This is a genomic window from Streptomyces sp. NPDC028314 (assembly GCF_055565795.1).
Genome location: NZ_JBVHTP010000001.1, coordinates 442,026 through 467,102, shown reverse-complemented (window position 1 = coordinate 467,102; position 25,077 = coordinate 442,026). Strand labels below are relative to the sequence as shown.

Below are 25,077 nucleotides of genomic sequence, written 5' to 3'. Positions count from 1 at the left end.
GCGCGGGGCCACCCGGCCACCCGGCCGCGGGGCCGCGGCGGCCCCGCTCGTCCGGCCGCCGTCATCTCCCGGGCCGGGGCGGTCTGCGGCCCTGGACGGCCCAGGCGCGCAGGGTCAGTGTGAGGGAGCCGTCCGGGCGTACGGGCAGGGCCGCGCGCAGGGCATCGCGCAGCCGGCTCCGCGCGGGCGGGGCGAGCGCGGCGACATATCCGGGCGCGGGGCCCTGGCCGGAGAGGAAGGGGTCCCACAGATCGCTGAAGGAGGTGAAGGCGGCCTCCACCTCGATCGGGGCCACCGCCACCTCGGCCAGCCCCGCCGCCGACCACAGCGCCCGCAGCGGCTCGGGCCGGCACAGCGGGAACCGGCGCCCCTCGTCCAGCTCCGCGGCCGCCGGATCCACGGCCACGGCGGCGTCCCAGAAGGAGCGCAGCAGCGCCATGCCCTCGGCGTAGTCCCACACGTAGCAGGCGACGAGCCCGCCCGGCCGCACCACGCGGACCGCCTCCGCGACCGCCGCTCCGGGCGCGGGCAGGAAGTTGAGGGCCAGGCCGCTGACCACGGCGTCGTACGCGGCGTCGCGCATCGGCAGTGCCAGCGCGTCGGCCACGAGGAACGCTGCCGGAGCCGGCACGGCGGCCCGGGCCGAGCCCACGAAGGCGGCCGAACGGTCCGCCCCCGTAACCAGCCGCGGCCGGCACCTTGACGACACGGTGGCGCTCAGCGCACCGGTGCCGCAGCCCACGTCCAGCCATGCCGCCCCGGGGGCGCGGGGCAGCCGGCCCACGAACTCCTCGGCGACCAGGCGGCTCCACCGCCCCATGTACGCCTCGTAGGCGTCCCCGGCCGCCCACACGAACCGCCCGCCGACCTCTGCGTCGTCCACCGGCCCGCCTTCCACCCGTTGCTCCGCCGCCCATCGGACCACGGCTGCCGCGCGCTCCGGAACGGCCGGGCCGCCGTACGCCCACCGGGCGCGGTCTTCCACCCGTACGGGCCATCCGGCCGGCGTCGCCGTCGTCGGGCGGCGCCGCCGCCGGACGAGGAGAACGACAACGGCGGCCGCGGAGCCGGAGCGAGGCCGAGCCGAGGCCGAGCCGAGTCAGAGCCGGGCGCCGAGCCGGGCCTTGGCGGCCGGCCACTCCTCGGCGAGCAGGGAGAAGTACACGGTGTCCCGCCAGGTGCCGTCCGGGCGCCGGCGGTGGCGGCGCAGCACTCCCTCGCGCTGCGCGCCGAGCCGGGCGATGGCTGCCTGAGAGCGGAGGTTCATGTGGTCGGTCTTCAACTGCACGCGGCCCATGCCCAGTTCCTCGAAGGCGTATGTCATGAGCAGCAGCTTCGCTTCGGTGTTGACCGCCGACCGCCAGTGGTCGCGGCCGTACCAGGTCCAGCCGATCTCCAGACGCTCGTGCTCGGCGTCGACGTCCATGAAGGTCGTCCAGCCCACCGCCCTGCCGCTGGCGAGATGGATGACGGCGAAGGGGTGGTACACGCCGCGTTCCGCGTCCGCGAGGAGTTCGCTGAGGGTGGCGCCCAGCTCCTCTTCCGTCCGTGGGGCGCTGCCGCCCTGCCACCGCCAGACCTCGTCGTCACGGCCGCCGGCCGCGAACAGGTCACCGAGGTGGTCCATCGACAGGGGGACGAGGCTGATGTGCCGGCCGGTCAGTGTGACGGGGGCGGGTATCTGTGCAGGCATGCCGCCACCCTAGCCCTTTGAACTAGCTAGATCAAATTAATGCACTAGTACAAAAATGAGCAGAAACAAAAATACCCCGGGCCCAATTGGCGGCCGGGGTATTCATCTGCGTATATTTGTTGTTTCACGTCGAGCGCACGAAGACGTGAGGAAGTTTTATGAGGCCACTGTATCGCGTCGGGAGTGGAATTGTCAACCGAGGAATTCCGGATCGAGCAGCAATTCATCAACGGGCTCTACGCGCGCCTCGATGATCTGCGTGACCAGGCCGAACGTGCCGTACAAGGGGCACTGGCCGATGCCGGGAGCGGGTTCCAGGCGCGGCTGGAGCGGGATGTGCTCGTGGCCGAACAGTCCGGTCTGCTTTCCGCACTGAACTCGGGGGAGAACGGTCTGTGTTTCGGCCGCCTCGAGTTCTCCGACGGCCGCGACCACCACATCGGCCGTATCGGAATCAGGCAGGACGACGCCGAGCGCACCCCGCTCGTGCTCGACTGGCGCGCCGAGGTCGCGCGCCCCTTCTACCTCGCGACCGGACACTTCCCGATGGGGCTGCGCCGACGCCGTCACCTGACCACCCGCGGCCGGGAGGTCACCGCCCTGCACGACGAGATCCTCGACCTCTCCGACACCGAGCGCACCGGCCACGAGGGGGCCGACGCCGACGCCGTGCTGCTCGCCGCGCTCGACGCCGCCCGGACGGGCCGGATGCACGACATCGTGCGGACCATCCAGGCCGAGCAGGACCGCATCATCCGCTCGCCCCACCGCGGGGTCCTCGTGGTGGAGGGCGGCCCGGGCACCGGGAAGACCGCGGTCGCCCTCCACCGGGCGGCCTACCTGCTGTACGCGCACCGCGAGCTGCTCGCCAAGCGCGGTGTGCTCATCGTCGGCCCGAACCCGGCCTTCCTCGGCTACATCGGCGAGGTGCTTCCGGCCCTCGGCGAGACCGGCGTCCTGCTCGCCACCCTGGGCGAACTCTTCCCCGGCATCCACGCGACCGGCACCGACCGCCCGGGCGCCGCGGCCGTCAAGGGCCGCGCGGAGATGGCCGACGTCCTCGCACGCGTCGTGAGCGACCGGCAGGCACTGCCGGAGACCGTGCCCGCGGGCGCGGGCGAGGACAGCGACGTCGTCCCCGAGCCCGCCCTGGAGATCGACCACGACGACTACGGGACGCTGCTGCTCGACCGGACCATGGCGTACGAGGCCCGGGACCGGGCGCGGACCACCGGCCTGCCGCACAACCTGGCGCGCCCGTACTTCGCGTTCCGCGTGATCGACGCGCTCACCGAGCAGCTCGCGGACCGCCTCGGCGCGGATCCGTACGGCGGCCCCAACCTGCTGGGCCCGGACGACTGTGTTGTCCGGGGAGGTTGGTGACGCGGCCGGCGGTGGGCGGCCGGTCGGCCAGCCGGTGCAGCCGCAGCGCCAGTTGGATCTCCAGGGCGGGAGCGGGGGCGTTCCAGTCGTCCCCGAGGAGCCGGCGGATCCGTTCCAGCCGCTGCACGACCGTGTTCACGTGGACGTGCAGGGCGTCCTTGGCCTTCGAGAGGCTGCCGCCGTGGGCGTAGTAGGCGTCCAGGGTGCTGACCAGCTCGGTGCCCCGCCGTTCGTCGTACGCGATGACCGGCCCCAGCACCCGCTCGACGTACCCGCTCACGTCGGCCCGGTCACCGAGCAGCACCCCGAGGAACCCCAGGTCGGGCAGACCGGCCCCCTGCCCGGCCCGCCCCAGGGTGTGCAGGGCCTCCACGCACCGCAGCGCCTCGGCATGGGCGGCCGGCAGCCCGGACGGCCGCCCGGCCGGGCCCGCCGCACCCACCGTGACCGCGGTGCCCAGGGCGCGGCCCAGCTCCGCCGCCAGCGACTGCGCGACCGCACCCGGATGTTCGGCCGGGGCCACGAGGACCACGCGGCCCTCGTGCACGCCGGACAGCCCCTCCAGGGAGCGGGCCCGGCGGGCCGCCTCCGCTGCCAGCCGGCCGCGTACGGCGGTGTCGCAGTGCAGCACCAGGACCGAGTGCGGCCGGTTCAGGTCGAGGCCGAGCCGGCGGGCCCGTATGCTCCGGCTCCCCGCATCGCGGACCCGGTCGGCGCCCCCCGGCGTCAGGAGGTCGCCGAGCAGCTCTCCGCGCACCCGGTCCTCGGCCTCGGCTATCGAGCGCCGGAGCAGCAGCAGGAGGGCGGTGACCAGGCCGGCCCGCTCGAACACGCGCCGGTCGGACCCGGTGAGACCGGGCCGGCCGGTGAGGGCGATGCTGCCGAGGAGTTCGGGTCCCGCCAGGACCGCCCAGACCCAGATCCCGTCCACCGCGACGGCCCGCCCGCCGGAGCGGGAATCCGCCGCGCCGCGTACCGGCGGGTCGATCGGATCGGCGGCGACCCGCGCGAGTTCGGTGCCGTCGACGTCGTGGACGACGATGCCGCCCCCCAGCAGGGTGGCCACCTCACGGGCGAGATCCTCGATGTCGCCGCCGCGCAGGACCAGTTCGGTGAGCCGGTCGTGGGTCTCGGCGGCCAGGCGCACCGCCTCGCTGTGGGCGCGTACCGTCTCGTTGGCCTCGTTCAGCTCGACGAGGGCGGCGCGGGTCTCCTCCAGCAGCCGGGCGCTGTCGATGGCCACGGCCGCATGGTCGGCGAGGGAGGAGAGCAGCGCCACCGCGTCCGGGGCGAAGGCGCGGACCGTGCGGTCGGCGGCGTACAGCACCCCGATCACCCGCGTCCCGACCCGCAGCGGCACCCCCAGGATTCCGCGCAGTCCCTCCTCCCCGACTCCGCGGTCGATGGCCCGGGTGTGCTTGAAGCGGCTGTCGGCCCGGTAGTCGCTGCTCGCGTACGGCCGGGCGGTCTGGGCCACGAGCCCGCCCAGCCCCTCGCCCATCCCCAGCCGCAGCTGCTGGAACGCCGCCGAGACCGAGCCGTCGGTGACCCGCATGAAGGTGTCCCCGGCGGCCGGGTCGTTCAGGGTGAGGTACGCGACGTCGGTGCCCAGGAGGGTACGGGCGCGCCGGACGATGGCCCGCAGTACGGAGTCCGGATCGCGCAGCGCCGCGAGGTCACCGGCGGTGTCGAACAGCGCCGTCAGCTCCGCCTCGCGGCGCCGGTGCTGGCCGAGGGTCCGCCGGATGCCCAGCGCGACCTGGGCGGCCTCCTCCACGAGGGCCACGTCCGCGGCGGAGGCACCGCCGCCGCGGGCCCGGGCGGCGGCCCCGGTGAAGCGCTCGGCCGGCGCACCCTCGGCCAGCAGGTCCAGCAGTTCGCGCAGCGCTGCTGCCGCGGGGTTGTCCGGGGGAGGGCTGGTTGCTTCGTTCACGAGGCCCATGCTGGCAGTCCTCCGGCCCGGATCCGAGCCCCTGTCCCTGACTGCCTGCCCGCCGCCCTTCGGCCCGGGCCGCCCTTCCGCCCGACGGCCCGTCGGGCTCAGACCGAGTCCGAGGGCCGGCCGGCGCGGGCGGCGCGTGCGGGGGCGCGCTGCTGCCCGATCGCCGGACCGCGCACCGCCACCGCCAGGTTCCGGCCGCGGGTCTCCTTGGCGGCGGCCACGGTGAGGGTGGTGACGACGGCGGCCGCGCACAGGTACACGGAGACCGGGACCGAGGAGTCGTAGTCCTTCAGGAGCTCGACGGCGATGATCGGAGCCAGCGCCCCCGCGACGATGGACGCGAGCTGGGAGCCCATGGAGGCGCCGGAGTAACGGACCCTGGTGTCGAACATCTCGGAGATGAAGGCGGCCTGAGGCCCGTACATGGCGCCGTGCAGCAGCAGACCGATGGTCACCGCCAGCGTGATCACGGCGAACGACCCCGAGTCGACGAGGGCGAAGAAGCCGAACGCCCACAGCGCCATGCCCACCGAGCCGATCAAGGTCACCGGTCGACGGCCGATGCGGTCCGAAAGGGCGCCCCAGGCCGGAATGGTGACGAAGTGGATCGCGGAGCCGATCAGCACCGCGTTGAGCGCGGTGCTCTTGGACAGCCCGAGGTGCGTGGTGACGTAGACGAGGAGGAAGGAGGTCAGGATGTAGTACGAGATGTTCTCGCCGAACCGGGTGCCGATCGCGGTGAGCACCTCGCGCCAGCTCCTGCGGAACACCTCGACCACGGGCGCCTTCTCCTTGGCCCCGCCGCCGCCCGCCGCCTCCGCCGCCGCCTTGGCCTGCGCGGCGAGGAAGACCGGGGACTCGGCCACCGAAATCCGGATCCACAGACCGGCGATCACCAGCACCCCGGAGAGCAGGAACGGGATGCGCCAGCCCCAGGCGAGGAAATCGGCTTCGGACTGCACGGAGGCCAACAGCGCCAGCACCCCGGTCGCGAGCAGATTCCCGCCCGGCGCACCGGACTGCGGCCAGGACGCCCAGAACCCGCGGTGCTCGTCGCCGCCGTGCTCGGAGACGATCAGCACGGCCCCGCCCCACTCACCCCCCAGCGCGAAGCCCTGCACCAGTCGCAGCACCGTCAGCAGGACGGGCGCCCCGGCCCCGATGCCGGCGTACGTGGGCAACAGCCCCATCGCGAAGGTGGCACCGCCCATCAGCAGCAGGCTGAGTACGAGCAGCTTCTTGCGGCCGACCTTGTCACCGAAGTGCCCGAAGACGACCCCGCCCAGCGGGCGGGCGAGGAAGCCGATGGCGTACGTGATGAACGCGATCAGCGTGCCGGTCAGCGGGTCGGTGGTGGGGAAGAACAGCTTGTTGAAGACCAGGGCGGCGGCGCTGCCGTACAGGAAGAAGTCGTACCACTCGATGGTGGTCCCGATGAGGCTGGCGGCGACGACTTTCCTGATGGATCCGGCGGTCGGGGGAGCGGTCTCGGGGGAGGCCATGAACACCACTTCCAGGGGGTCTGCGGGGACGGTCGGTGTCGCCACAACGTAGAAGTCCCCAGGTCGGCGGCATATGTGGTGGCCCCTCACATTCAGGCACCCTCCTGTGTGCCCCGCCGCCACACGCGCGAGGGTGGCGTGCTTCACAGCCCCGGACACACCCCTCGGAAGGGACCATCTAGGATGGCGCCCGCGCGTTGATGTCACATGCGGTTGACGTCACGCCGGGTCGTGCCTCCTGCGCAGTCGTGCGCCGGTGAGCCGTCCGACCGGATGCGTCCGGGTAGCTGTTCCTATGGGGGAGAACTTCGGTGTTCGGAATCATCAGGCCATGCCGTCATCGCCTGGGCGAGGGCTTGCGTACCGAGTGGATGGCGCATCTGTGCGGGCTGTGCCTGGCTCTGCGCAGCGAGTACGGGCAGTTCGCGCGGGTGGCCACCAACTACGACGGCCTGATCGTCTCGGTGCTGACCGAAGCGCAGTCGGAGCGTACCGGGGACTGGCGGCGGGGCGCCGGTCCGTGCCCGCTGCGCGGGATGCGGTCGGCGGACGTGGCGCAGGGTGAGGGTGCGCGGCTGGCGGCGACGGTGTCGCTGGTGCTGGCCGCGGCGAAGATGCGTGACCATGTGGCAGATGGCGACGGCCTGGTGGCGCGCCGCCCGGTGGCGCTGGCGGCACGCCGGATCGCCGACAACTGGGACCGTGCGGGCGTCGCGGGCGGCGAACGACTCGGCTTCGACACCGCGCTGCTGCTCGGGGCGGTCGAGCGCCAGCCGGACGTCGAGCGGTCGACCGGCCCCGGCGGCTCGCTGCTGACGGTCACGGAGCCCGCGGAGACGGCGACCGCAGCCGCCTTCGCGTACACCGCAGTGCTCACGGACCGCCCGGGCAACGCCGAACCGCTGGCGGAAGCCGGCCGTCTGTTCGGTCGGCTGGCGCACCTGCTGGACGCGGTGGAGGACCTGGACGCGGACGCGGCGTCCGGCGCGTGGAACCCGATCGCCGTGACCGGCGCGGACCGCGCCGAGGTGCGCCGGCTCTGCGACGACGCCGTCCGTGGAATACGGCTCGCCCTGTCCGATGCCGAGTTCGTGGACGGACGGTTGGTGCAGGCGCTCCTGGGCGTCGAGCTGGAGCGTGCCGTCGATCGGGTCTTCGACCCTCGGCACCGTCACCATCAGCACCCCCGCCAGGCGCGGGGCCCGCGCATGCTGCCCTGGCTGGGACGCCGCGCGGAGGCGGAAACGCCCGCGGGGACCGGCACGGGCACGGGCACGGCCTGCGGCGTGGGGGAGCTTGCGGGCGCGGCCCCGGAGGGTGGGGTGATGGCGTCGGGCCGGCCGTCGGAGGGACAGTGCCGGCGGTGTCGCGAGTGGCGCCGTTTGTGCGGCGATTGCAGGTTGTGCTCCACATGCTGCCGCTGCAACGACGACGCCGGCGAGGATGACGGAGAGCCCTTGCAGTTCGGCGACGGCAACCGCAACGGCGGCTCGAGCCGGGACGGGTCCGGCAGGGACGGTTCCGGAAGCGACGGCTGGTTCGGCGGCCAGGGCGGCGGCCACTCGGGGGGTGGCTCCTTCGGCGGGTCGGGCGGCGGTCACGGGTCCGGTGGGTCCGGTGGTTCCGGCGGCGGCTCGGGTGACGGCTGCGGCGGTGGCGGTGGCTGCTGCAATCCGTGCAAGTGCTGCTGCGACTGCTGCGACTGAGCGACGGATGAGCCCGGTTCCCCCGCCCGGCGGGGGACCGGGCGCCGAACTTCTCTTCGCTGTGCGTCGACGACGGCGTACGTCACTTGGCTGCCGGTCGTCCTGGAGCTCGGCGCCGGCCTGCTCCAGAGGCCATGTCCTGGCCGTCCGGGGTCGGGAAAATGGCTTGAGCTCGGGCGGCGGCACCGACAGGATCGGGGAAGACCGATGAGTTCTTCCCGGCGCCGCAGTCTGTCAGTGTGACCGCCACGCGCGGAGGACACTCACATGACGGAAGGCGCCATGCCCGCACCACACGAAACCCCCACCCCCTCGCCCGCCCGCGTCACCGCCGTGCTGCGGATTCTCGTGCTGTCCACGTTCGTCGTCCTCCTCAACGAGACGATCATGGTCAACGCGATCCCGCGGCTCATGCGTGATTTCGAGGTCACCGCAGCCGCCGCAGGGTGGCTGTCCACGGCCTTCATGCTCACCATGGCCGTCGTCATCCCGGTGACGGGGTGGTTCCTCCAGCGCGTGACGACCCGAACCGCCTTCGGCCTCGCCATGGCACTGTTCCTCGCCGGCACGGCTCTGGCCGCGGCCGCGCCCGCCTTCCCCGTACTGCTGGCCGCGCGCGTCATCCAGGCCAGCGGCACCGCCGTCATGATGCCGCTGCTCATGACGACGCTGATGACCCTCGTGCCCCCGCACGAGCGCGGCCGTGTCATGGGCAACATCACCCTCGTCATCTCCGTCGCACCCGCCCTCGGCCCCGCCGTCTCCGGTGTGCTGCTGCAGCTGGGGTCATGGCGCCTGCTGTTCCTGGCCGTGCTTCCCATCGCCGGAGCCATGGCCATATTCGGTCGGCGCAAACTGGTCAACATCGGAGAGCCGCAGGCCACCCCCATCGACTGGATGTCCGTCCCCCTGGCGGCAGCGGGCTTCGGCGCCCTGGTCTACGGCCTGAGCGGGCTCGGTGCCGAGAACGCGGCCCAGGCCCCCGTGCCCCCGGAGGCCACCACCCTGGTCGGCGCCGTGCTCGTAGGACTGTTCGTATGGCGACAGCTGGCACTGCAGCGCTCGTCCGCACCGCTGCTGGACCTGCGCGCCCTGACGTTTCGCCACTTCTCCGTCGCACTCGGCCTGATGTGCCTGTCCTTCATGGCCCTCATGGGTGCGTTCATCCTGCTGCCGATCTACCTGCAAGAGGTGTGCGGCCTGACCTCACTGCAGACCGGGCTGCTCCTCATCCCCGGCGGCCTGACCATGGGCGTGCTCGGACCACAGGTCGGCAAGCTCTACGACCGGCTCGGCGCACCACGCCTGGTCGTACCCGGAGCCGTACTCACCGCGCTTTGCCTCGCGCTGTTCGCCCTCACGGGCGAACAGACCTCGCCGTGGCTGGTGCTCGCCCTTCACGTGGCCCTGAGCGCGGGCATGGCGTTCGTCTTCACCCCCGTCTTCACCTCCGGCCTGTCCGTACTGCCGCCGCACCTCTACCCCCACGGCTCCGCCATCCTGGGCTCGCTCCAACAGGTCGCGGCCGCCGCCGGCACCGCCCTGGTCATCAGTGTCATGTCGGGACACGCCGCCACGGCAGCAGCCGAGGGCGCCGACACCACCGGAGCCCTCGCCACGGGCATCCGGTGGGGATTCGGGATCGGCGCCGTGATCGGCGCGCTGGCCGTGCTGGTCGCGTTGCTGATCCGCACCCCGCCCGCTCCGCAGCAGCCCGCTGCGCCGGAGGCCCAGGACGAAGACGGCACCACGACGAACAAAACCGCCCACACACCCACCTGACGCCCTGGTGACCGGCCCGGTGCTCGCCGCGACGAACGGGGGCGCAGGTCATGTGAGTACGCGTACTCACTCCGAGACCGGTAGCCGCACCCATGCGCCGCGCATCCCGCTCGCATAGCGTCCTCGTATGCCCGACGAGACCGTGCCGAATGCCGCCACCCCTGACCGGAGCCAGTCCAGGACCTCCTCCTGCCTCCTCGGCGCCCTGGGATGCGGCGGCGCGGCGCTCGTCGGCGTACTCGTCCTGGTCGCCACGCTCGCATGGGGCTCATCGGGGTCGACGGACTTCCCACGCGTCGCACCCGAGGAGATGGCGAACCGCGCCCTCCGGCGTTCCCAGCAGGCCTACGAGGTCCTGGGGTTCAAGCGCACCATAGAACCCGGAGTCGAGGACATCGGCGTCAGCACGGAGAACACGTTCGGCTCCAGCTACTGCTACGACGGCGGCCTGCTGGGGCTGGAGGACAGGACCGTCGACGGCGCCTACTCGATGAGACACACCTGGGCACTGGACCACGTGCCCGCGAGCCAGGCGGTCCCCGGCCTCCGCCGCCTGCGCCAGTTCCTCAAGGACAACGGCTGGAAGGTCACGTCCTACGACGAGGGCGAGCAGGGCAGGGACTGGGAGTTGTTCGTCCAGCGGGCCGACGGCGACGAGCGGATGTCCTTCACCTGGTACCCGGACCGGGAGTACTTCACCGGCGGCGCCGGCACGCCCTGCGCCTACGACCCGGAGTGGAAGAACGGGGACATCGGCCTTGCCGGGGACGACCAGAGGCCACCCGCCTTCGGGCCCGCCCAGCAGAACTAGCGGGCGGCCCGCCGTCGGGCCACGACGTGGCGGGGGCGGGGTGTGTGCCTCGTCGGGCTCCGGCCTCGGCCGGAGCCCGATCCCGATCCCGGGCAGCGGGCGGTCACCGGCTGCCGTTGCCCTCCCGCTGCTGCAGGACCGCCAGGTCCACCGCCCGGTCGACGGCGGGCAGGCAGGTGGCGAGGTCCGTGTGGACCACGTACTCCACCGATGCGACCGTGTGCAGGCCCTGGACCAGGAAGGTGTACTCCTGGTCGCGCTCCAGCAACAGGACGATCGGCTTGCCGAAGGCGCTGGCCCACCCGATCTCGATGTGGGTGCCCGGGGAGGCCGGGTGGCCCGGCAGGGCCACGAAGACGTCGGCCTTGCGGATCTCGTCCTGGTCGAGCTTGGTGCACTGCTCCGGCCGCATCAGTTCCGCCCCCCACGCCTCACGGCGGTGGGCGTTGTGCACGGAGAGCCCCTGTGCCTCGAAGTGCTTGATCAGGACGTCGAACGGGGCCCGCGCCTCGGCCGGCATCTCTCCGGTCTCGGGGTCCAGGAGCTGGATGAACGGGCCGGCGAGGAAGACCGAGCGGATGCCCAGGTCGGGGCGGGAGCCAGGGGAGTCGAGGGGCGGCGTAATGGCCATGGGAGTACCTCCGGAGTGGCGCTGGTGCGCGGTGTCGGGTGCGGCCGACCGGCGCGCGGTCGGGCGTGGCTGAGGGGCGGGCAGGGTCAGTCCTTGAGGAAGCACTGGATGAAGGCGTCGCCGGTGGTGCCGCCGTGCGTGTACTCGGTGGTGTCGTAGGCGACGAAGGGGTGCCGCTCGACCCGGATGCGGCGGAAGTGCGGAAGGTACTGCCAGCGCAGCTCCGGCTTGGTGCTGAAGAAGGGGATGAAGACGCCGCCGGGGCGCAGCACCCGGACCACCTCCGGCATGGCCCTGGCCCACAGCTCGGCGTCCGTCCAGACGTCCATGTCGAGGGCCGGGTCGAAGAACATCCCGTCGATGCTCTCCGACGGCAGTTCGAAGATCCGCTCGAAGAAGTCGCCGCGCTCGACCGTGAGGTTGTCGGGTACCTGGGGGTGCCGGGCCCGGAACAGGTCCTCGACCTCGTCGAAGAGTTCCAGCACCGTGTGGCTGCGGGTCGCCGGGTTGCCGGCGATGCGCAGCGCGGACAGGCCGAGTCCCAGCCCGACCTCGTAGAAGTCCTGGCCGTACTCGCACAGCATGTCGGCGGAGGCCCACATCAGGTCCCGCTCCCAGGCCTGCATGGCCTGCTCACCGCCGATGCTGAGGGTCACCTGGCCGTTCTGCTCGATCAGTTCGATCGTCGGCTTGTGCTGGGGCGAGGTGTCCCGCTCCGCGACGTTCTGGTTTTCCATGGTCTGCTCCCTACGGGGGTGTGGTGTGGGCGGGGGTCCGGCACTGAGGGCGGTCAGGTGGTGCGGGGAACGACTCCGAAGTGGCGCCTGGCCGTGGAGACGGCGAGGTCCTGCACGGCGAACACCGTGAAGTAGTAGGCCTGCGGGGCGGTTTCGGGGGCGAACCGCACACGGAACGCGACGTCCTCGGCCCGCCCACCGGCGAGCCGGAGCCTGGTGGTGGCCGGCTCCACGGTCGTGTCCTCGCGCAGGTAGGTCGGGACGAACAGGCCCAGCCGGACCGGTCCGGTACGGGCCGCGGTGACCGTGGCGCGTACCTCCAGCACCCCGCCCTGTACGACCTCGTCCGCCGCGTGGGCGAGCAGGGTGGGGGCGTCCGGGATCCGGAAGGTGACATCGCCGCACCGCATGCAGACGGCGCACGTGGTGTCCAGGACGTGCGGGAGCAGGCCCCGCCGGGTGAACTCCTGCGCGGGGCGGCCGCAGTGGCAGGTGACCTCCCGGACCTCCGGGTCCAGGCTGCTGCGGTCGCCGAAGTGCGCCGGGTAGTTCATCAGCTCGGTCTCGGGATCGGCGGCGACCTGCTCGGTGATCACGTGGTCGAGGGACTGCAGGTCCGCCGTGAGCGAGGCCTCGATCTGCTCGGGCGACTGGTCGGCGAGATGGGTGGGCCTGGCCACCCAGAGATCGACCTTCCGGGCCAGTTTGGTCAGCCGGGGCCGCAGCGGGTGGTTGTGCGGCAGCAGGTCCGAGGCGAGGTAGGCGGTGAGCCGGCCGCCCACGGTCAGCAGCAGCGGGTCGGGGCGGTGGTCCGTCGGAGCGGGCGGCGCCGGAGTGTCCTCCGGTGCCCCCGGCAGTCCGAAGCGCATGAACGCCGGGTAGGGGTGTGAGCCGGCCAGGCTGGCGTTGAGGGTGTCGACCGAGTCCGCGCCGATGAGGGCGCCGTGCATCCATGCGACGTTCTCCGGCCGGTCGGAGTCGTGCACCGACACGGCCGAGACCACCGTGCGGGCCGGGCCGTCGAGCGCGTTCAGCAACAGCTGGTACTTCGGGTCGTACAGCGCGAGGTCCGCGAGCGGACCGCTGTTGCACGCGCTGAGCACCAGCTCCACGGCCTCGACCCGGTTGAGGGGGACCAGCTTGTCCTCCGGCTTGTAGCAGGGCAGCCCGTACGCGCAGCGCGGGCCGAGCAGTCCGGGCGTGGCCGGGGCCGAGGCGTTCAGACCGCAGATGGTGAACTCGCCGAGGTTGACGCTGTCGTCCTTGCCGTGCCCCTGGAAGCCCACCCGCCGCCACCGGGTGCCCAGGATCTCCGCCTGGATGTCGGCACGCTCGAAGTCCCGGTCGTCGAAGACCTGGACGCCGGGCAGCCGGGGCGGCCGGTCGGTGTCGGTGAAGAGACCCAGCGCGTCGACGTCGAGGGCCGGTTCCGCGTACTGCTTGGCGATGTTCCAGCAGACCGAGGCGCCGTCGCGGCCGCTCAGCAGCGTCAGCCCGTGCCGCGGCCCGCGGTAGGTCGCCATCAGCAGGGCCCGGACGGGGTCGAGGGTGAGCCGGTCGTAGCAGCCGACGAGCAGCAGCGAACCGCCGTGCCGGGTCCGGAACGCCGCGACGTCCGCCAGTTCTTCCTCGCCCACCCACGTCCGGGCGAGCGGACGGGCCAGCTCCGCGAGCCCTTCGGGCAGCTGCGCCGCGCCGAGGACGATGCCGACGTCCAGCGGGTGCGGCTGCCGCAGGCCGCCGTACAGCCGGCCGGCGAGCTCGACGCTCCGCGCCAGATCGGCGCGGTCCTCGGTCGGGACCGGCACGGGCAGGAGCCGGTGGGAGTCCAGGAACTCCCGGACGGCCGGAGCCAACTCCCGTCGGGCGACCGGACGGAACAGGGGGGCCGGCCCGGACGGCCGGTCGATTCGCTGCTCGGTGAGCGCGGCGTTCATGGTGGACCACCTCGTGATGCCCGCGCCGGGGCGCGAGGGAAGGGGGCGGGCGGGGAAAAGGGAAGGAAAGGGAGCGGCTCGCGCCTGGGTACGCGCGAACGGACCGGCGTGGGGGGCCTCGGGTGGCGGGAACGGCCGTCATGCCGCGCACTTCACCGTCGGCGCCGCCCGCCGGCTCAGCAACCCCCGGCAGGCGAAGGCCAGACCGGCGGCGGCCAGGGCGGTTCCGGTCGCCACCGCGAACACCGTCCGGGGCCCGAACGGGTCCATCAGCAGCCCGCCGGCCTGTTGGCCCAGCGCGTCGCCCAGAACGGTGGCCAGCGACGCCCAGGTGAACGCCTCCGCCATGGACCGTCCGTCGGCGATACCGCTCACCAGGCTCATCTCGGTGGCGGACACCAGGGCGATGGGTACGCTGCCCAGCGCGAGCGCCCCGGCCAGGCCCACCTGCGAGCCCGCGAGCAGCGTCAGCCCGGTGCCTACGGCGTAGGCCAACAGCAGCCGGGGCAAGCGCACCTGGGGCGCCACCTCGGACTGGGACCGGCCGAGCCAGACGGCACCCAGCGCGCTGCCGACACCCCAGCAGGCGTACACCACGCCCGCGCCGCCCGGAGCCCCGTGCCGGTCGACGAATGCCGGGATCGCCAGGGTCAGCAGCCCGATGGGCACCGCGGAGACGGCCATGATGCCGGTCAGCGCCAGCAGGGCCGGCTCCCGCAGCGGGCCCAGTGGGTGGCGCGGCCCCTTCGGCGCCGTCGGCGCGCCCTCGGTGCCGGCCGGCAGCCGGGTGTAGGCGAGCCCGAGCGTGCCCAGGCCGCCGATCGCCGCGATCACCGTCAGAGCCAGGCCCGCCGACCCGGCCAGCATCAGCGCCGCCAGCATCAGCGGCGCCCCGATCACCAGGACCTCGGTGAGCAGCGCCTCCCAGAGGTAGGCCGTCTCGCGTTCCTCCTCCCGGAGCGGCAGCCGCGCCCAGAGCGAGCGCATGCAGGCGTTCGCGGGCGGCAGCACCACCCCCGCGACGACCGCGGCCACCGGCTGCGCCCACCCGCCCGGGCGGGTCGCCCACACGAGGACGGCGAGCGCCGCCGGGTAGGCGACGGCGGTCGCGGTCAACACCGCCGAGCGCCCGCTGCGGTCGAGGCGGCGGGCGATCAGCGGGCTGCCCAAGGCCATGCCGAGCGTGTACAGCGCGGCGACCAGCCCGGCCTTGGCGTAACTGCCGCCCTGTTCCCGGACGGTCAGGACGAGGGCCAGCGACATCAGGTAGACCGGCAGCCTGGAGACGACGCTCCACCAGGCCGCCCCGGCCACCCGGGGACGCGTGAGCAGGTCGAGGAAGCGACGGGGCAGGCCGCTGGTCACGTGTCGGTCTCCGTTCGATGGCCGCGGGGCGGGCCGGGTCGGGTGCCGGGCCGCTGTTCGGGCGGATGGCTTGGGGCTGCGATCAGGTGGGGACGACGTGGGCCTCCCGCGCTGCCACCTCGATCGTGAAACCGGCGAGCACCTCGCGCATGCGGCTCTCCACCTCCCCGACCGAGGCTCCGACGACATGGACGTACCCCGAGGCGTTGTGCGATGCCCGGCGGGCCGTCACCGTGTCACCGGCGCGGACCTTGAGCACCGCGTCGATGACTCCGGGCATCCCCAGGAGCTCGTCCCTGGAGGTGATCCGCCGGACCAGCCCGGTGCCGGGCAGCGGCAGCAGCAGGTCACCGGCGCAGCGGCGCTCCCGGTAATCGAGCTCCGGGCGGCGGCCGAGGTAGACGGCCAGGGTGGCGCCGAACACGTCGAAGCCGTACGCGTGGCCGTGGTTGGCGGGGATCTCGCAGCCCGCGAGCCGCACGCCGATCTCACCGGCGTACACCTCGCCGTCGATCAGGAAGAACTCCATGTGGGCGTAACCGTGGTCGATGCCCATCCCCGTGACGATGCGCTGGACGAGCGCCCGCACGTCGACCGGCGGACCCTCGCCGGTGCCCACGCTGATGTTGGCGTTCATCGCGCCGTCGACGATGTCGAGCGGACGGCAGGGCATGGCACTCGGCCACGCGTCGAGGACCTCGCCGCCCAGGATGATCGCGCAGACCTCCCACTCGGTGCCCGCCAGGTACGCCTCCACCATCCAGTCCCGGGCCGCGAGGTCGATCCCGGCGAGGTCGCCCGGCCCGTCGAGCCGGTGGGTGTCCACGCAGGCGAACGAATCCACCGGCTTGAGCACCACCGGCCAGCCGTGCCGGCCGGCGAACCGCTCGACCTCGGCGCCCGACCGCACGCGCGCGAACTCCGCCGTACGCAGGCCCAGTTCCCGGAAGCACGCCTTCATGGCGGCCTTGTCCCGGACCAGGGCCACCTGCCCCTCGGTCAGGTGCGGCAGGCCGGCGAGCTCCGCGAACCGCTGGGCCGCGGCCTGCCGGGGTTCCGAGGGGTTGCAGAACCTGGTCGGCGGTACCGGCAGCCCGGCCGCCCACTCCCGGTACCGCCGGGCCTCCTCGGCCACCGGGGCGTCCTCGCGCACCCAGAAGGCGGGCAGGTGCGCCGTCTCCAGCAGGTAGTCCTCCGGCAGGTCGGGCCGGGTTTCGGCGAACCGCAGCAGGACCAGCCGGCCCGCCGCCTCCCGCGCCGCGTAGCGGGTGAAGGACGACGGCCGGTCGTCCACCATCAAGAGCACCTCGGCGCCGCTCGTACCGCCCATACCGCTCACACCGCCTCCAGCACCTGGCGGACGGCCTTGGCCGCCAGCGCCTGTTCCTCTTCCGGAAGTTCCGGGGAGAGCGGCACGCACAGGGTGCGGTCCAGCAGGTCCCTGGTCCGGGCGAAGCCGTCACGGCTGAGGGCGAGGGGCTGGTCCGGGGCGTGGTTCCACGGAAAGCCGTCGCGGTAGAGCGAACGACGGCCGGTGAGCACCGGATGCTCGGGCAGCAGGTACTTCCCGAGCGTCCAGTTGGCGATGCCGGCGGCGGTGAGCGCGCCCACCGCGGCGTCCCGCAGCTCCTTGCTCTCGCACCGGAACCGCAGGCTGACCTTCACGTCGCCGGCGGCCCGGGGCCGGACCTCCAGGTCGGGCCGGTCGGGCAGTTCGGTCATGGCGATCGCGTACATCCGCTCCAGTCCGGCGAGCAGCTCGTCGAGGTGGCGGAACTGCTGGCACTGGACGGCCGCGACCTGCTCGCTGGTGACGAAGTTCTCCCCGAAGTGGGCGTCCTCGTTCCAGGTCGGGTAGTGGCCGGGCACCCGCGCCGAGCCGTGGTCGTGGTAGCGGCGCATGGTCGCCCAGGCGTCGTCGGTGTTGGTGACGACGAGCCCGCCCTCGCCCGAGGTGAGGACCTTGTTGTGGTGGAAGCTGAACGTCCCGGCGTAGCCCGCCGTCCCGACGTACCGGCCGTCGGGGAAACGCGCGCCGAGGGACTGCGCGCAGTCCTCGACCAGGTACGGCACGTCCGCCGGCAGCGGTGCCACGGTGCCCTCCATATGGGCCGTGATCACCCGCTGCGCGTCCGGCGGCAGCAGCGTCGGGTCCATGGAGAGCGAGTCGTCGGCGTCCACCAGCACCGGGATCAGACCGCACGACAGCACCGCTCCGGCCACCGCGACGAACGTCACCGCCGGGATGTGGACCAGGTCGCCGATGGCCGGGCGGGTGGAGATCAGCGCCAGCCTCAATGCCTCCGTGCAGTTGTGCACGGCCAGGGCGTGGCCCGCACCGAGGCGTTCGGCCACGGTCCGCTCCAGGAGCGAGGCCATGCTCTCGGTCTCGGTCTGGTACCGGAACAGGACCTGGTGCTCGATCACCTTGCGCAGCTCCGACATGTCGGACCAGTCGAGGTAGTTCGCTCCGTAGGGCAGGAAGCGCTGCCCGAGCCGCTTGTCGAGTGTGCTCATGGTGTGTCGGACTCCGTGATCGGCTGCGCGTCACCGCCGACGACCATTTCCTGGCCTCGGTAGTTGCGCAGCAGCAGGCCGTCGGGGGTGGGGGTGAAGGAGGGCCGCGCGATCGGGATCTTGCCGATCCTGGTCGTCAGCACGTACTGGGGGACGCCGAACCCGGTGATGTGGCCTTGGAGACCGTCCATGATCTCCCAGCCCTTCTCCACCGTCGTCATGAAGTGCGAGACGCCGGTGACGTTGTCGCAGTGGTAGAGGTAGTACGGCCGGACCCGGATCCGCAGCAGCTCGGTCATCAGGGTGCGCATGGTGGCGACGTCGTCGTTGATCCCGCGCAGCAGCACGGTCTGGTTCCCGACCGGGATGCCGTGCCGCAACAGGCGGTCCACGGCCGCCGCGGCCTCCGGTGTGATCTCCTTCGGGTGGTTGAAATGGGTGTTCAGCCAGACCGGGTGGTAGCGGGAGAGCATCGAGCAGAGGTCTTCGGTGATCCGCTGCGGCAGCAGCACGGGGAACCTGCTGCCGATCCTGATGATCTCCACGCTGGGGATCGCCCGCAGCCCGGCGACGATCTCCTCCAGCTTGCCGTCCTGGTAGGAGAGCGGGTCGCCGCCGGTCAGCAGGACGTCCCGGATCTCGGGGTGGTCGGCGATGTAGCGCAGGTCCTCGTCGAAGGAGCCGCCCTCGTCGTCACGGAAGTAGGTGCCGTCGACGTCGGTCGTGTGGAACTTGCGCGTGCAGTGGCGGCAGTAGACGGGGCAGGCCTCGGTGATCAGCATGATCACGCGGTCCGGGTACTTGTGCACGACCCGGTTGGTCTTGCGGTAGTAGGTGTCCCCGACCGGGTCGACCTCGGCCCCGGGGAACTCCATCAGCTCGCCGAGCGCAGGCACCGCCTGCAGGCGGACCGGACAGGCGGGGTCGTCCGGGTCCATCAGGGAGGCGTAGTAGGGGGTGACGCTCCAGCGGTACTTGCCCGCCACCCCGCCGATGGCCTCCTCCTCGTCGGCGCTGAGGTTGATCCACTGCCTGGCCTTCTCGACGTTGGTGATGCGTCGGCGCATGTGCCAGCGCCAGTCGTCCCAGTCGGATTCCGGGACCCTGGGGCGGATCAGTTCGGGGCGGGTGGCGGGTACGGGTTCGCGGAGGGTGTCGGACATGGCGGCTCCAGCACGACGCGGACGACGTGGGTGAGGTGGCCGGAACGGGCGGGGCCGGACCGGCGGGCTGACGAGGAGGCGTGAACGGGCGGGGCGGCTCGGGCCCGCGGTGGGCGGGCTCGGGGCGGGACTCAGAGGGGTGCGAGCGCGAGTTGGCGGAGGGTACGGGCGACCCGCTGCGCGCCGCGCAGGTCGTCCAGAGCCGGGTCGAGCAGGTGCCACGGCCCGGCTGCCGCCGCGGGCGCCCACAGACCCGGGTCGTCGGGGTCGTCGGCCGACGGCAGCGGCAGGACCTCGTCGACCTGTCCGGCGAGGTCCCGCTGGGCGGGCCCCAACGGGGGCAGTAGTGCCAGGGGTGCCCGACGCGCCTGTGCGAGGGCGAGCGCCCCGAGCACCGGCGAGGCGAGGAACACGGCGGCGTCGGCGTGCAGCGCGTCCGGGTCGGCCTCGGCGGCGCGGAGCACCCGCAGGCCCGGATGTTCCGCCAGGGCCGACCGTACGGGTGCGAGCCCGGTGTCGGCGACGACGGTACAGCTCCCGGTGTGGTGCAGCGCGGCGGCGACCAGCTCCCGCAGCGCTCCGGACACGAAGGGATCCGCTTCGGCTTCGGGGACCTGCCACAGGGACAGCAGAAGGAGCGTGCCCGAGCGGGTGCGGCTCCTGCCGGTGCGCCGCGGCGCGAGGACTCCGGTGGGCCGTGCGCCACGGGCCGGGTGCGCCGGCGGCGGCAGCCACCCCGGCCGGTGCACCCGTACGAGCGCACGCTCCGGCGGCGCTTCGTCGGCGGGCGCGCCCGCAAGCCCTGATCGCAGGTGCACCACCGGTACGCCCAGCGCCAGGAGCCGCTCGGTGGCGGCCACGTCGTCGCAGACCAGCGCGGCGACCGGTGGAGGTTCGAGCTCGGACCAGCCGGTCCGGCGGAGGTCGCCGAGGTGGGCGGCCACCCGGCCGAGGGCGAGGGTCGAGTCCAGCCGGTCCTCGCGGGCGCTCAGCAGCACCCGCGGGCCGGGCGCGGCACTGCGGTCCGGTGCGGCCCGAGCCGTCCCGGTCGGGTTCAGTAGTGCCATGGTCCCACCGCCCCGAGCCGGGCCACGTCGTCGCTGTATCCGGCGGCGGTGGTGGAGCACCCGCTGCACACCTCGGGGCCGCGTTCGCGGAAGTAGTCGGCGTGCGCCCGGAACACCGGGGTGTCCAGCCGGATCACCCCCCGCTCCCGCAGGGGTGCGCCACCGGGCCCGTCGTCGCCCTCCCGGTGGGGGATGCAGCTGCACGCGTACATCCGCCCGTACTTGCCGTCCACGTAGATGACGTCGTCGGCGACGTGGCAGAGCGGTTCGGCGGCGCGCGGCGTGACGGACCCGGTGAAGTACCGCTCCTGTTCCTGCGGCGTGTCCCCGTAGAACCGCTTGCCCATCGGGACCAGCAGGGCGGCCGGGTCGGCATCGTAGATCGGATCGCAGACGCTGCGGACGTGGTCGGTGTCGGGGTAGGTGATCGTGCGGTCGAGCTTGAGCGCCGACAGCTCCCACTGGCGCACCCCCGCCTCCGTCAGGACCTCCTGGAGCCGTGGCATCTCGGTGTAATTGTGCGGGCCCACCACGGTGTTGACCCTCGGGAGGACCCCGAGCGCGGCCGCGTCCCGCAGGCCCCGCAGCCCGCTGTCGAACATGCCGGGGGAACGCCGGTAGACGTCGTGGGTGGCGCCCGAGGCTCCGTCCAGGCTGACGATCACCTGGGCCAGGCCGGCCGCGGCCAGGGGGGCGGCCATCCGGGGCAGCAGAGAGCCGTTGGTGATGAGGGACATCTTCATCCCGCCGGCCGTGCCCGCACGCACCAGCTCCACCACTTCGGGGTGCATCAGCGGTTCGCCCCCGGTGAACCGGACGTAGCCCACGCCGGCGTCCCGGGCCTTGGGCAGCAGGTCGTCGAAGTCCTCCCGGGAGAAGCGGAACGTGTCGCGGGAGAGGGCGAACTCGCACATGAAGCAGTCGGCGTTGCAGGCTTCGAGGATCCTGATGAAGAGGTAGCGATCGCGTGTACGCACGGGGTGGAGACCTTCCAGGCGACTCACGGGACGGGTGGGACGGAACGGTGCGGGTGCAGCGGCGCCGGCGGTTACCGGGTCGACCGGAACGCGCGGCTGGGGCGGTCAGGAGAACGGACCGGCCGCGCCCAGGACTTCGAGCAGCGCGTCGGCCACCTGGGCCGCGCCATCGGTGCCCACCGCGGTGGTGAGCGCGTCCCACTCGTCGACCTCGGCCGAGCGGCGCAGCGCGTCCAGAACGCCGTCGCGCAGGGCGCGGCTGACGTCCTGCCGGTCATCGCCCCGGGCGGCCTCCCCGATCGCGCCGTAGATCCGCTCCAGAGCGTGGTCCTCGCCTTCCGAACGGAGCGCGAGCGCCTCGTCCTCGACGAGCACGTCCTTGGGCCAGAGCACCCGCAGCCGGCTCCCGAGCGCTTGGCTGTGGTAGCGGCCGTTGAAGATCTGGCTGAGGTTCTGCGGGGGCAGGCAGACGGTGGGGACGTTCAGCCCGCCCGCTTCGAGCAGCGTGGTCAGACCGGGCGAGGTGAGCAGGACGTCACAGGCGTCCAACCGTTCCAGGAAGGCGCTGTGCCCGAGCGGGCCGGCGGTCGTTCGCGGCGGGGCGACGGACGAGTCGACGAGGCGGCCCGCCAGGTCGCCGGGCAGGTTGCCGGCGATGTGGACCTCCTCGATCCCGTAGGCGGCGAGGGCCTCCAGGACGGCCGGCACGACCAGGCGCGGGTAGTGCTCCGGATCGACGAGACTCGGCGCCCGCAGACCGCCCAGGCTGACCAGCGCCTTGCGGTACGGGCGACGGCCCGCCCCCCGCCGGGCGCCCAGTTCCGGCTCCGAGGCGGGGGGTCGGGCGATGACGGCCTCGACCCAGCGCAGCCCCCGGGCGTCGGCCAGGACGGCCCGGCACTCGGGCGGCAGCTCGACGCTCTTCTGGGCGCAGTACACCGTCGCGTCCAGCGGCAGCGCGGCCCGGTCGCCCTCGGACCAGAGGAAGGGCAGGCTGTCGACGAAAACGGTGGGCACGCCGATGGCCAGCAGCGCCGTCGCGGCCGCGCCGTCCAGGACGACCACGGCGGCCCGCACTCCCTGTGACCGCACGAACTCCCGGACCGCGGGGGCCAGCCGGCCGGGATCGTCCGGCAGGTCGTACCAGCCGTCCACCGCGTGCTCGGCGAGCAGGGGCCGGCCCAGTCCCGACGCCAATCCGACGAACCGCAGGGGAGGTGTCGACCGGTCCCGCAGCGCGGAGAGCACCGCGCTCAGCTTTCCCGAGCTTCCCCATCCGAATTCCGCCCCCACGAGTGCGACGGTGACGGGCTCCCACCGCGCGGCAGGGGCCTCGGAGTGCGTGGCGGCAATGGACGGCATCGGCTGACTCTCGCATTTCCATGGAGGGGTGGCACGCCTGGAACGAAGGACGAATTACACCGCGCACGCATCCGCATACACGCAGGCGCAAGGTCGCCCCGGGTGAGAGCGCATGGTCCCTCCCCGAAGCTTCTTTCGAGCACAACCCTCCCGTACGGCCGGTGCATGATGCAAGGAATCGGCGCCGTATGGAAACCGGCGGGTGAATAGCCCGATCAGGCGAATAAGTATCAGTCGAAGAAAAAGAATTGAAGACTCGTCATAAGATCGGAAATCCATCGGGCGGGCCGCCGGAACTGAATCGCCTCCCGAGTGCTCGGCCGCTAGCATCTGCTCCATGGGCTACCTCGAAGCCGTCTCCCTCGGTCACGTTCTCCCCGATGGTCGCGAACTGTTCCGTGACGTCTCATTCCGGGTACCGGCAGGTCAAACGGTCGCGCTCATCGGCGACAACGGTGCGGGCAAGACCACTCTCCTGCGCACGCTCACGGGCGAAATCCCGGCGCAGCAGGGATCGTTCCGAAGCCAGGGCGCCGTCGCGGTCATGCCGCAGTTCATCGGCAGCCTGCGCGACGACCGCACCGTCCGGGACCTCCTGCTCACCGTCGCGCCGCCGCCCCTGCGGAGAGCGGCCGCCGCCCTCGACGCGGCCGAGCTGGCCATGATGGAGGCCGACGACGAGCGCACCCAGCTCCGCTACGCCCAGGCCCTGGTGGACTGGGGCGAGGCGGGAGGGTACGACCACGAGGTGCTCTGGGACACGGTGACGGTGGCCGCGCTCGGCGTCCCCTTCCAGGCCGCGCAGTTCCGGGAGGTGACGACGCTGTCCGGCGGCGAGCAGAAGCGGCTCGTCCTGGAGGCCCTGCTGCGGGGACCGGCCGAACTGCTCCTGCTGGACGAACCGGACAACTATCTGGATGTTCCGGGAAAGCGCTGGCTCGAGGAGCAGCTCACCCAGTCCCGGCAGGGCGTGCTGTTGATCACCCACGACCGTGAGGTGCTGAGCCGCACGGCAGGCCAGGTCGTGACGCTGGAGGGCGGAACGGCCTGGACCCACGGCGGCGGATTCGCCACTTGGGGTGAGGCCCGTGAGGCTCGCTGGCAGCGTGCGGCGGAGCTGCGGCAGCGCTGGAGCGAGAAGCACGAGCAGCTCAAGGAGCTGGTCCGGACCTTGCGCCAACAGTCTTCCATCAGTGACGAGATGGCTTCCCGCTACCACGCGGCCCAGACGAGACTGGCGAAGTTCGAGGCAGTCGGGCCGCCGCCCGCGCCGCCGCGCCGACAGCGGGTGGCACCGGACCTGCGCGGCGGTCGGACCGGCATCCGTGCGATCACCTGCCGAAACCTCGAACTCACCGGCCTGATGAGGCCGTTCGACCTGGAGGTGTTCTTCGGCGACCGGGTCTGCGTGCTCGGTTCGAACGGATCCGGCAAGAGCCACTTCCTGCGCCTGCTGGACGAGGTCTCCGTGGACGCGGACACGAGCGTGGCGCACACCGGGGAGTGCAGGCTGGGCGCTCGTGTCCGGCCCGGGCTGTTCGCCCAGACGCACCGGCATCCGGAATGGGCCGGCCGGACGCCGGCCGACATCCTCGGCGCCGGCGAGGGCGACCGCCCCGGACTGGACCTTCAGGGCGCCATGTCGGCCCTGAGCCGCTACGGCCTGGCGGGCGCCGGCCGTCAGAACTTCGAGACCCTGTCGGGTGGTCAGCAGGCACGTTTTCAAGTCCTGCTGCTGGAACTCGCGGGCGCGACACTGCTGTTGCTGGACGAACCGACCGACAACCTCGACCTGATCTCGGCCGAGGCCTTGGAACAGGCCCTGGCCGGCTTCACCGGAACGGTGGTGGCGGTGACCCATGACCGCTGGTTCGCCAGGGTGTTCAGCCGGTTCCTGGTCTTCCGGGAGGACGGCCGGGTGGTGGAGGCGGACGAACCGGTGTGGGACGAGGGCCGGGTCAACCGCGTCCGCAGCTGACCACGGACCCGCGCGCGTCCGGGCCCCGGCGGCGCCGCCTACCGCCCCTCCGGATCCGGCTGGAGGGGCTCGTGCGGGCCCCCGCCTCACAGGATGGTGACCACCCCGCTCGCCGGGGCGGGCCGGACCGCCGGTGTTCCGCCGGCGTCGTAGAGGACCTTGCCGGTGACGGTGTTCACCGTGGCCGCGAACAGCTGCTCGCGACCGCCGACCGCCGCTCTGACGAAGTACGCTCCGCCGGCGTCGCGCTCCAGCGCGATGAACTCGATGTCGGCGCCTGCGGACACCTCGATCACGTCGTCGGGGCCGAAAGCGCCTTCGGTGTCGGGGTCGGCGGAGCCGGATTCGGTGGGCGCGCCGACCTCGTACACGGCCACGATCCGCCCCGAGGGATCGACGACGTCGAGCCGGGCGGGAATCGAGGTCCCGCCCAATGCCACGAGCACGGGTCCCTCGTCGCGGTAGTACAGAGCCAGCGTCGCCACGCTTGTGTCGGACACAGCTACACCCCTCGGCGGTCGAGC

The 25,077-nt window shown here is 72.6% G+C and carries 19 protein-coding genes and 1 pseudogene; 5 read left to right on the top strand and 15 right to left on the bottom strand.

Annotated features, from left to right (window positions below; translation table 11 throughout):
• Positions 1-61: 61 nt before the first annotated feature.
• Both ACZ4TG_RS02135 and ACZ4TG_RS02130 read right to left on the bottom strand, forming a co-directional pair.
• On the bottom strand, positions 62-883 hold the full coding sequence (locus ACZ4TG_RS02135; RefSeq protein ID WP_468159390.1) for a class I SAM-dependent methyltransferase: 822 nt from the start codon (positions 881-883) through the stop codon (positions 62-64).
• Positions 884-1,099: 216 nt separating this feature from the next.
• Positions 1,100-1,693 (bottom strand): GNAT family N-acetyltransferase, encoded by a 594-nt coding sequence (locus ACZ4TG_RS02130; protein ID WP_468159389.1) that lies wholly within the window; start codon positions 1,691-1,693, stop codon positions 1,100-1,102.
• Between the two features lie 189 nt (positions 1,694-1,882).
• Here ACZ4TG_RS02130 and ACZ4TG_RS02125 point away from each other — a divergent pair.
• Positions 1,883-3,067 (top strand): annotated as a pseudogene (locus ACZ4TG_RS02125) (UvrD-helicase domain-containing protein); the annotation flags it as partial.
• Here the strand turns inward: ACZ4TG_RS02125 and ACZ4TG_RS02120 are convergent.
• Both ACZ4TG_RS02120 and ACZ4TG_RS02115 read right to left on the bottom strand, forming a co-directional pair.
• Complete coding sequence (locus tag ACZ4TG_RS02120) at positions 2,982-5,018, bottom strand: helix-turn-helix domain-containing protein (RefSeq protein ID WP_468159388.1); 2,037 nt, start codon at positions 5,016-5,018, stop codon at positions 2,982-2,984. The pseudogene ACZ4TG_RS02125 and the gene ACZ4TG_RS02120 sit on opposite strands and share 86 nt — an antisense overlap.
• A gap of 98 nt (positions 5,019-5,116) precedes the next feature.
• The gene (locus tag ACZ4TG_RS02115) at positions 5,117-6,520 is read right to left on the bottom strand and encodes an MFS transporter (RefSeq protein WP_468159773.1); all 1,404 of its coding nucleotides are present in this window, start codon (positions 6,518-6,520) and stop codon (positions 5,117-5,119) included.
• Positions 6,521-6,876: 356 nt separating this feature from the next.
• Here ACZ4TG_RS02115 and ACZ4TG_RS02110 point away from each other — a divergent pair, with 356 nt between their 5' ends.
• The 3 genes from ACZ4TG_RS02110 to ACZ4TG_RS02100 all read left to right on the top strand — a co-directional run bounded on the left by ACZ4TG_RS02110 (position 6,877) and on the right by ACZ4TG_RS02100 (position 10,819).
• Positions 6,877-8,226: a DUF5685 family protein gene (locus tag ACZ4TG_RS02110; protein ID WP_468159387.1), complete on the top strand. Its 1,350-nt coding sequence runs from the start codon at positions 6,877-6,879 to the stop codon at positions 8,224-8,226.
• A gap of 282 nt (positions 8,227-8,508) precedes the next feature.
• Positions 8,509-10,008, top strand: coding sequence for a DHA2 family efflux MFS transporter permease subunit (locus ACZ4TG_RS02105; protein WP_468159386.1), 1,500 nt, complete (start codon positions 8,509-8,511; stop codon positions 10,006-10,008).
• A gap of 127 nt (positions 10,009-10,135) precedes the next feature.
• The gene (locus ACZ4TG_RS02100; protein ID WP_468159385.1) at positions 10,136-10,819 is read left to right on the top strand and encodes a hypothetical protein; all 684 of its coding nucleotides are present in this window, start codon (positions 10,136-10,138) and stop codon (positions 10,817-10,819) included.
• 103 nt (positions 10,820-10,922) lie between these two features.
• Here the strand turns inward: ACZ4TG_RS02100 and ACZ4TG_RS02095 are convergent, their stop codons facing one another.
• From ACZ4TG_RS02095 to ACZ4TG_RS02050, 10 genes are all read right to left on the bottom strand, one after another.
• Positions 10,923-11,450 carry a nucleoside 2-deoxyribosyltransferase gene (locus tag ACZ4TG_RS02095; RefSeq protein WP_468159384.1) on the bottom strand — a complete coding sequence of 176 codons (528 nt, stop codon included), beginning with the start codon at positions 11,448-11,450 and terminating at the stop codon, positions 10,923-10,925.
• 86 nt (positions 11,451-11,536) lie between these two features.
• Positions 11,537-12,187: a class I SAM-dependent methyltransferase gene (locus ACZ4TG_RS02090; protein ID WP_468159383.1), complete on the bottom strand. Its 651-nt coding sequence runs from the start codon at positions 12,185-12,187 to the stop codon at positions 11,537-11,539.
• A 53-nt stretch (positions 12,188-12,240) separates the two neighbouring features.
• Complete coding sequence (locus ACZ4TG_RS02085; protein ID WP_468159382.1) at positions 12,241-14,124, bottom strand: hypothetical protein; 1,884 nt, start codon at positions 14,122-14,124, stop codon at positions 12,241-12,243.
• Between the two features lie 138 nt (positions 14,125-14,262).
• On the bottom strand, positions 14,263-15,489 hold the full coding sequence (locus ACZ4TG_RS02080; protein ID WP_468159381.1) for an MFS transporter: 1,227 nt from the start codon (positions 15,487-15,489) through the stop codon (positions 14,263-14,265).
• Positions 15,490-15,571: 82 nt separating this feature from the next.
• The gene (locus ACZ4TG_RS02075) at positions 15,572-16,819 is read right to left on the bottom strand and encodes an ATP-grasp domain-containing protein (RefSeq protein WP_468159772.1); all 1,248 of its coding nucleotides are present in this window, start codon (positions 16,817-16,819) and stop codon (positions 15,572-15,574) included.
• 5 nt (positions 16,820-16,824) lie between these two features.
• A complete protein-coding gene (locus ACZ4TG_RS02070; protein ID WP_468159380.1) occupies positions 16,825-18,006 on the bottom strand; it encodes a DegT/DnrJ/EryC1/StrS family aminotransferase in 1,182 nt (393 codons plus the stop codon).
• Positions 18,003-19,169: an arginine 2,3-aminomutase gene (gene blsG, locus ACZ4TG_RS02065; RefSeq protein WP_468159379.1), complete on the bottom strand. Its 1,167-nt coding sequence runs from the start codon at positions 19,167-19,169 to the stop codon at positions 18,003-18,005. Before blsG ends, ACZ4TG_RS02070 begins: the two co-directional genes overlap by 4 nt.
• Before the next feature lie 131 nt (positions 19,170-19,300).
• Positions 19,301-20,236 carry a CGA synthase-related protein gene (gene blsF, locus ACZ4TG_RS02060; protein ID WP_468159378.1) on the bottom strand — a complete coding sequence of 312 codons (936 nt, stop codon included), beginning with the start codon at positions 20,234-20,236 and terminating at the stop codon, positions 19,301-19,303.
• Positions 20,224-21,213, bottom strand: a complete 990-nt coding sequence (gene blsE, locus ACZ4TG_RS02055) for a cytosylglucuronate decarboxylase (RefSeq protein WP_468159377.1) — start codon at positions 21,211-21,213, stop codon at positions 20,224-20,226. The genes blsF and blsE overlap by 13 nt, the downstream gene beginning before the upstream one ends.
• Positions 21,214-21,318: 105 nt before the next feature.
• Complete coding sequence (locus ACZ4TG_RS02050; RefSeq protein ID WP_468159376.1) at positions 21,319-22,575, bottom strand: hydroxymethylcytosylglucuronate/cytosylglucuronate synthase; 1,257 nt, start codon at positions 22,573-22,575, stop codon at positions 21,319-21,321.
• A gap of 337 nt (positions 22,576-22,912) precedes the next feature.
• Here ACZ4TG_RS02050 and ACZ4TG_RS02045 point away from each other — a divergent pair, with 337 nt between their 5' ends.
• Positions 22,913-24,553: an ABC-F family ATP-binding cassette domain-containing protein gene (locus ACZ4TG_RS02045; protein ID WP_468159375.1), complete on the top strand. Its 1,641-nt coding sequence runs from the start codon at positions 22,913-22,915 to the stop codon at positions 24,551-24,553.
• A gap of 86 nt (positions 24,554-24,639) precedes the next feature.
• Here the strand turns inward: ACZ4TG_RS02045 and ACZ4TG_RS02040 are convergent, their stop codons facing one another.
• Positions 24,640-25,053, bottom strand: a complete 414-nt coding sequence (locus tag ACZ4TG_RS02040; protein WP_468159374.1) for a hypothetical protein — start codon at positions 25,051-25,053, stop codon at positions 24,640-24,642.
• Between the last annotated feature and the right edge of the window lie 24 nt (positions 25,054-25,077).

Coding starts and splice junctions, on each gene's coding strand:
- ACZ4TG_RS02045 (WP_468159375.1), top strand. CDS start 22,913: ATGGGCTACCTCGAAGCCGTCTCCCTCGGTCACGTTCTCCCCGATGGT.
- blsG (WP_468159379.1), bottom strand. CDS start 19,169: ATGTCCGACACCCTCCGCGAACCCGTACCCGCCACCCGCCCCGAACTG.
- ACZ4TG_RS02100 (WP_468159385.1), top strand. CDS start 10,136: ATGCCCGACGAGACCGTGCCGAATGCCGCCACCCCTGACCGGAGCCAG.
- ACZ4TG_RS02120 (WP_468159388.1), bottom strand. CDS start 5,018: ATGGGCCTCGTGAACGAAGCAACCAGCCCTCCCCCGGACAACCCCGCG.
- ACZ4TG_RS02115 (WP_468159773.1), bottom strand. CDS start 6,520: ATGGCCTCCCCCGAGACCGCTCCCCCGACCGCCGGATCCATCAGGAAA.
- ACZ4TG_RS02105 (WP_468159386.1), top strand. CDS start 8,509: ATGCCCGCACCACACGAAACCCCCACCCCCTCGCCCGCCCGCGTCACC.
- ACZ4TG_RS02095 (WP_468159384.1), bottom strand. CDS start 11,450: ATGGCCATTACGCCGCCCCTCGACTCCCCTGGCTCCCGCCCCGACCTG.
- ACZ4TG_RS02130 (WP_468159389.1), bottom strand. CDS start 1,693: ATGCCTGCACAGATACCCGCCCCCGTCACACTGACCGGCCGGCACATC.
- ACZ4TG_RS02070 (WP_468159380.1), bottom strand. CDS start 18,006: ATGAGCACACTCGACAAGCGGCTCGGGCAGCGCTTCCTGCCCTACGGA.
- ACZ4TG_RS02050 (WP_468159376.1), bottom strand. CDS start 22,575: ATGCCGTCCATTGCCGCCACGCACTCCGAGGCCCCTGCCGCGCGGTGG.
- ACZ4TG_RS02090 (WP_468159383.1), bottom strand. CDS start 12,187: ATGGAAAACCAGAACGTCGCGGAGCGGGACACCTCGCCCCAGCACAAG.
- blsF (WP_468159378.1), bottom strand. CDS start 20,236: ATGGCACTACTGAACCCGACCGGGACGGCTCGGGCCGCACCGGACCGC.
- ACZ4TG_RS02075 (WP_468159772.1), bottom strand. CDS start 16,819: ATGGGCGGTACGAGCGGCGCCGAGGTGCTCTTGATGGTGGACGACCGG.
- ACZ4TG_RS02085 (WP_468159382.1), bottom strand. CDS start 14,124: ATGAACGCCGCGCTCACCGAGCAGCGAATCGACCGGCCGTCCGGGCCG.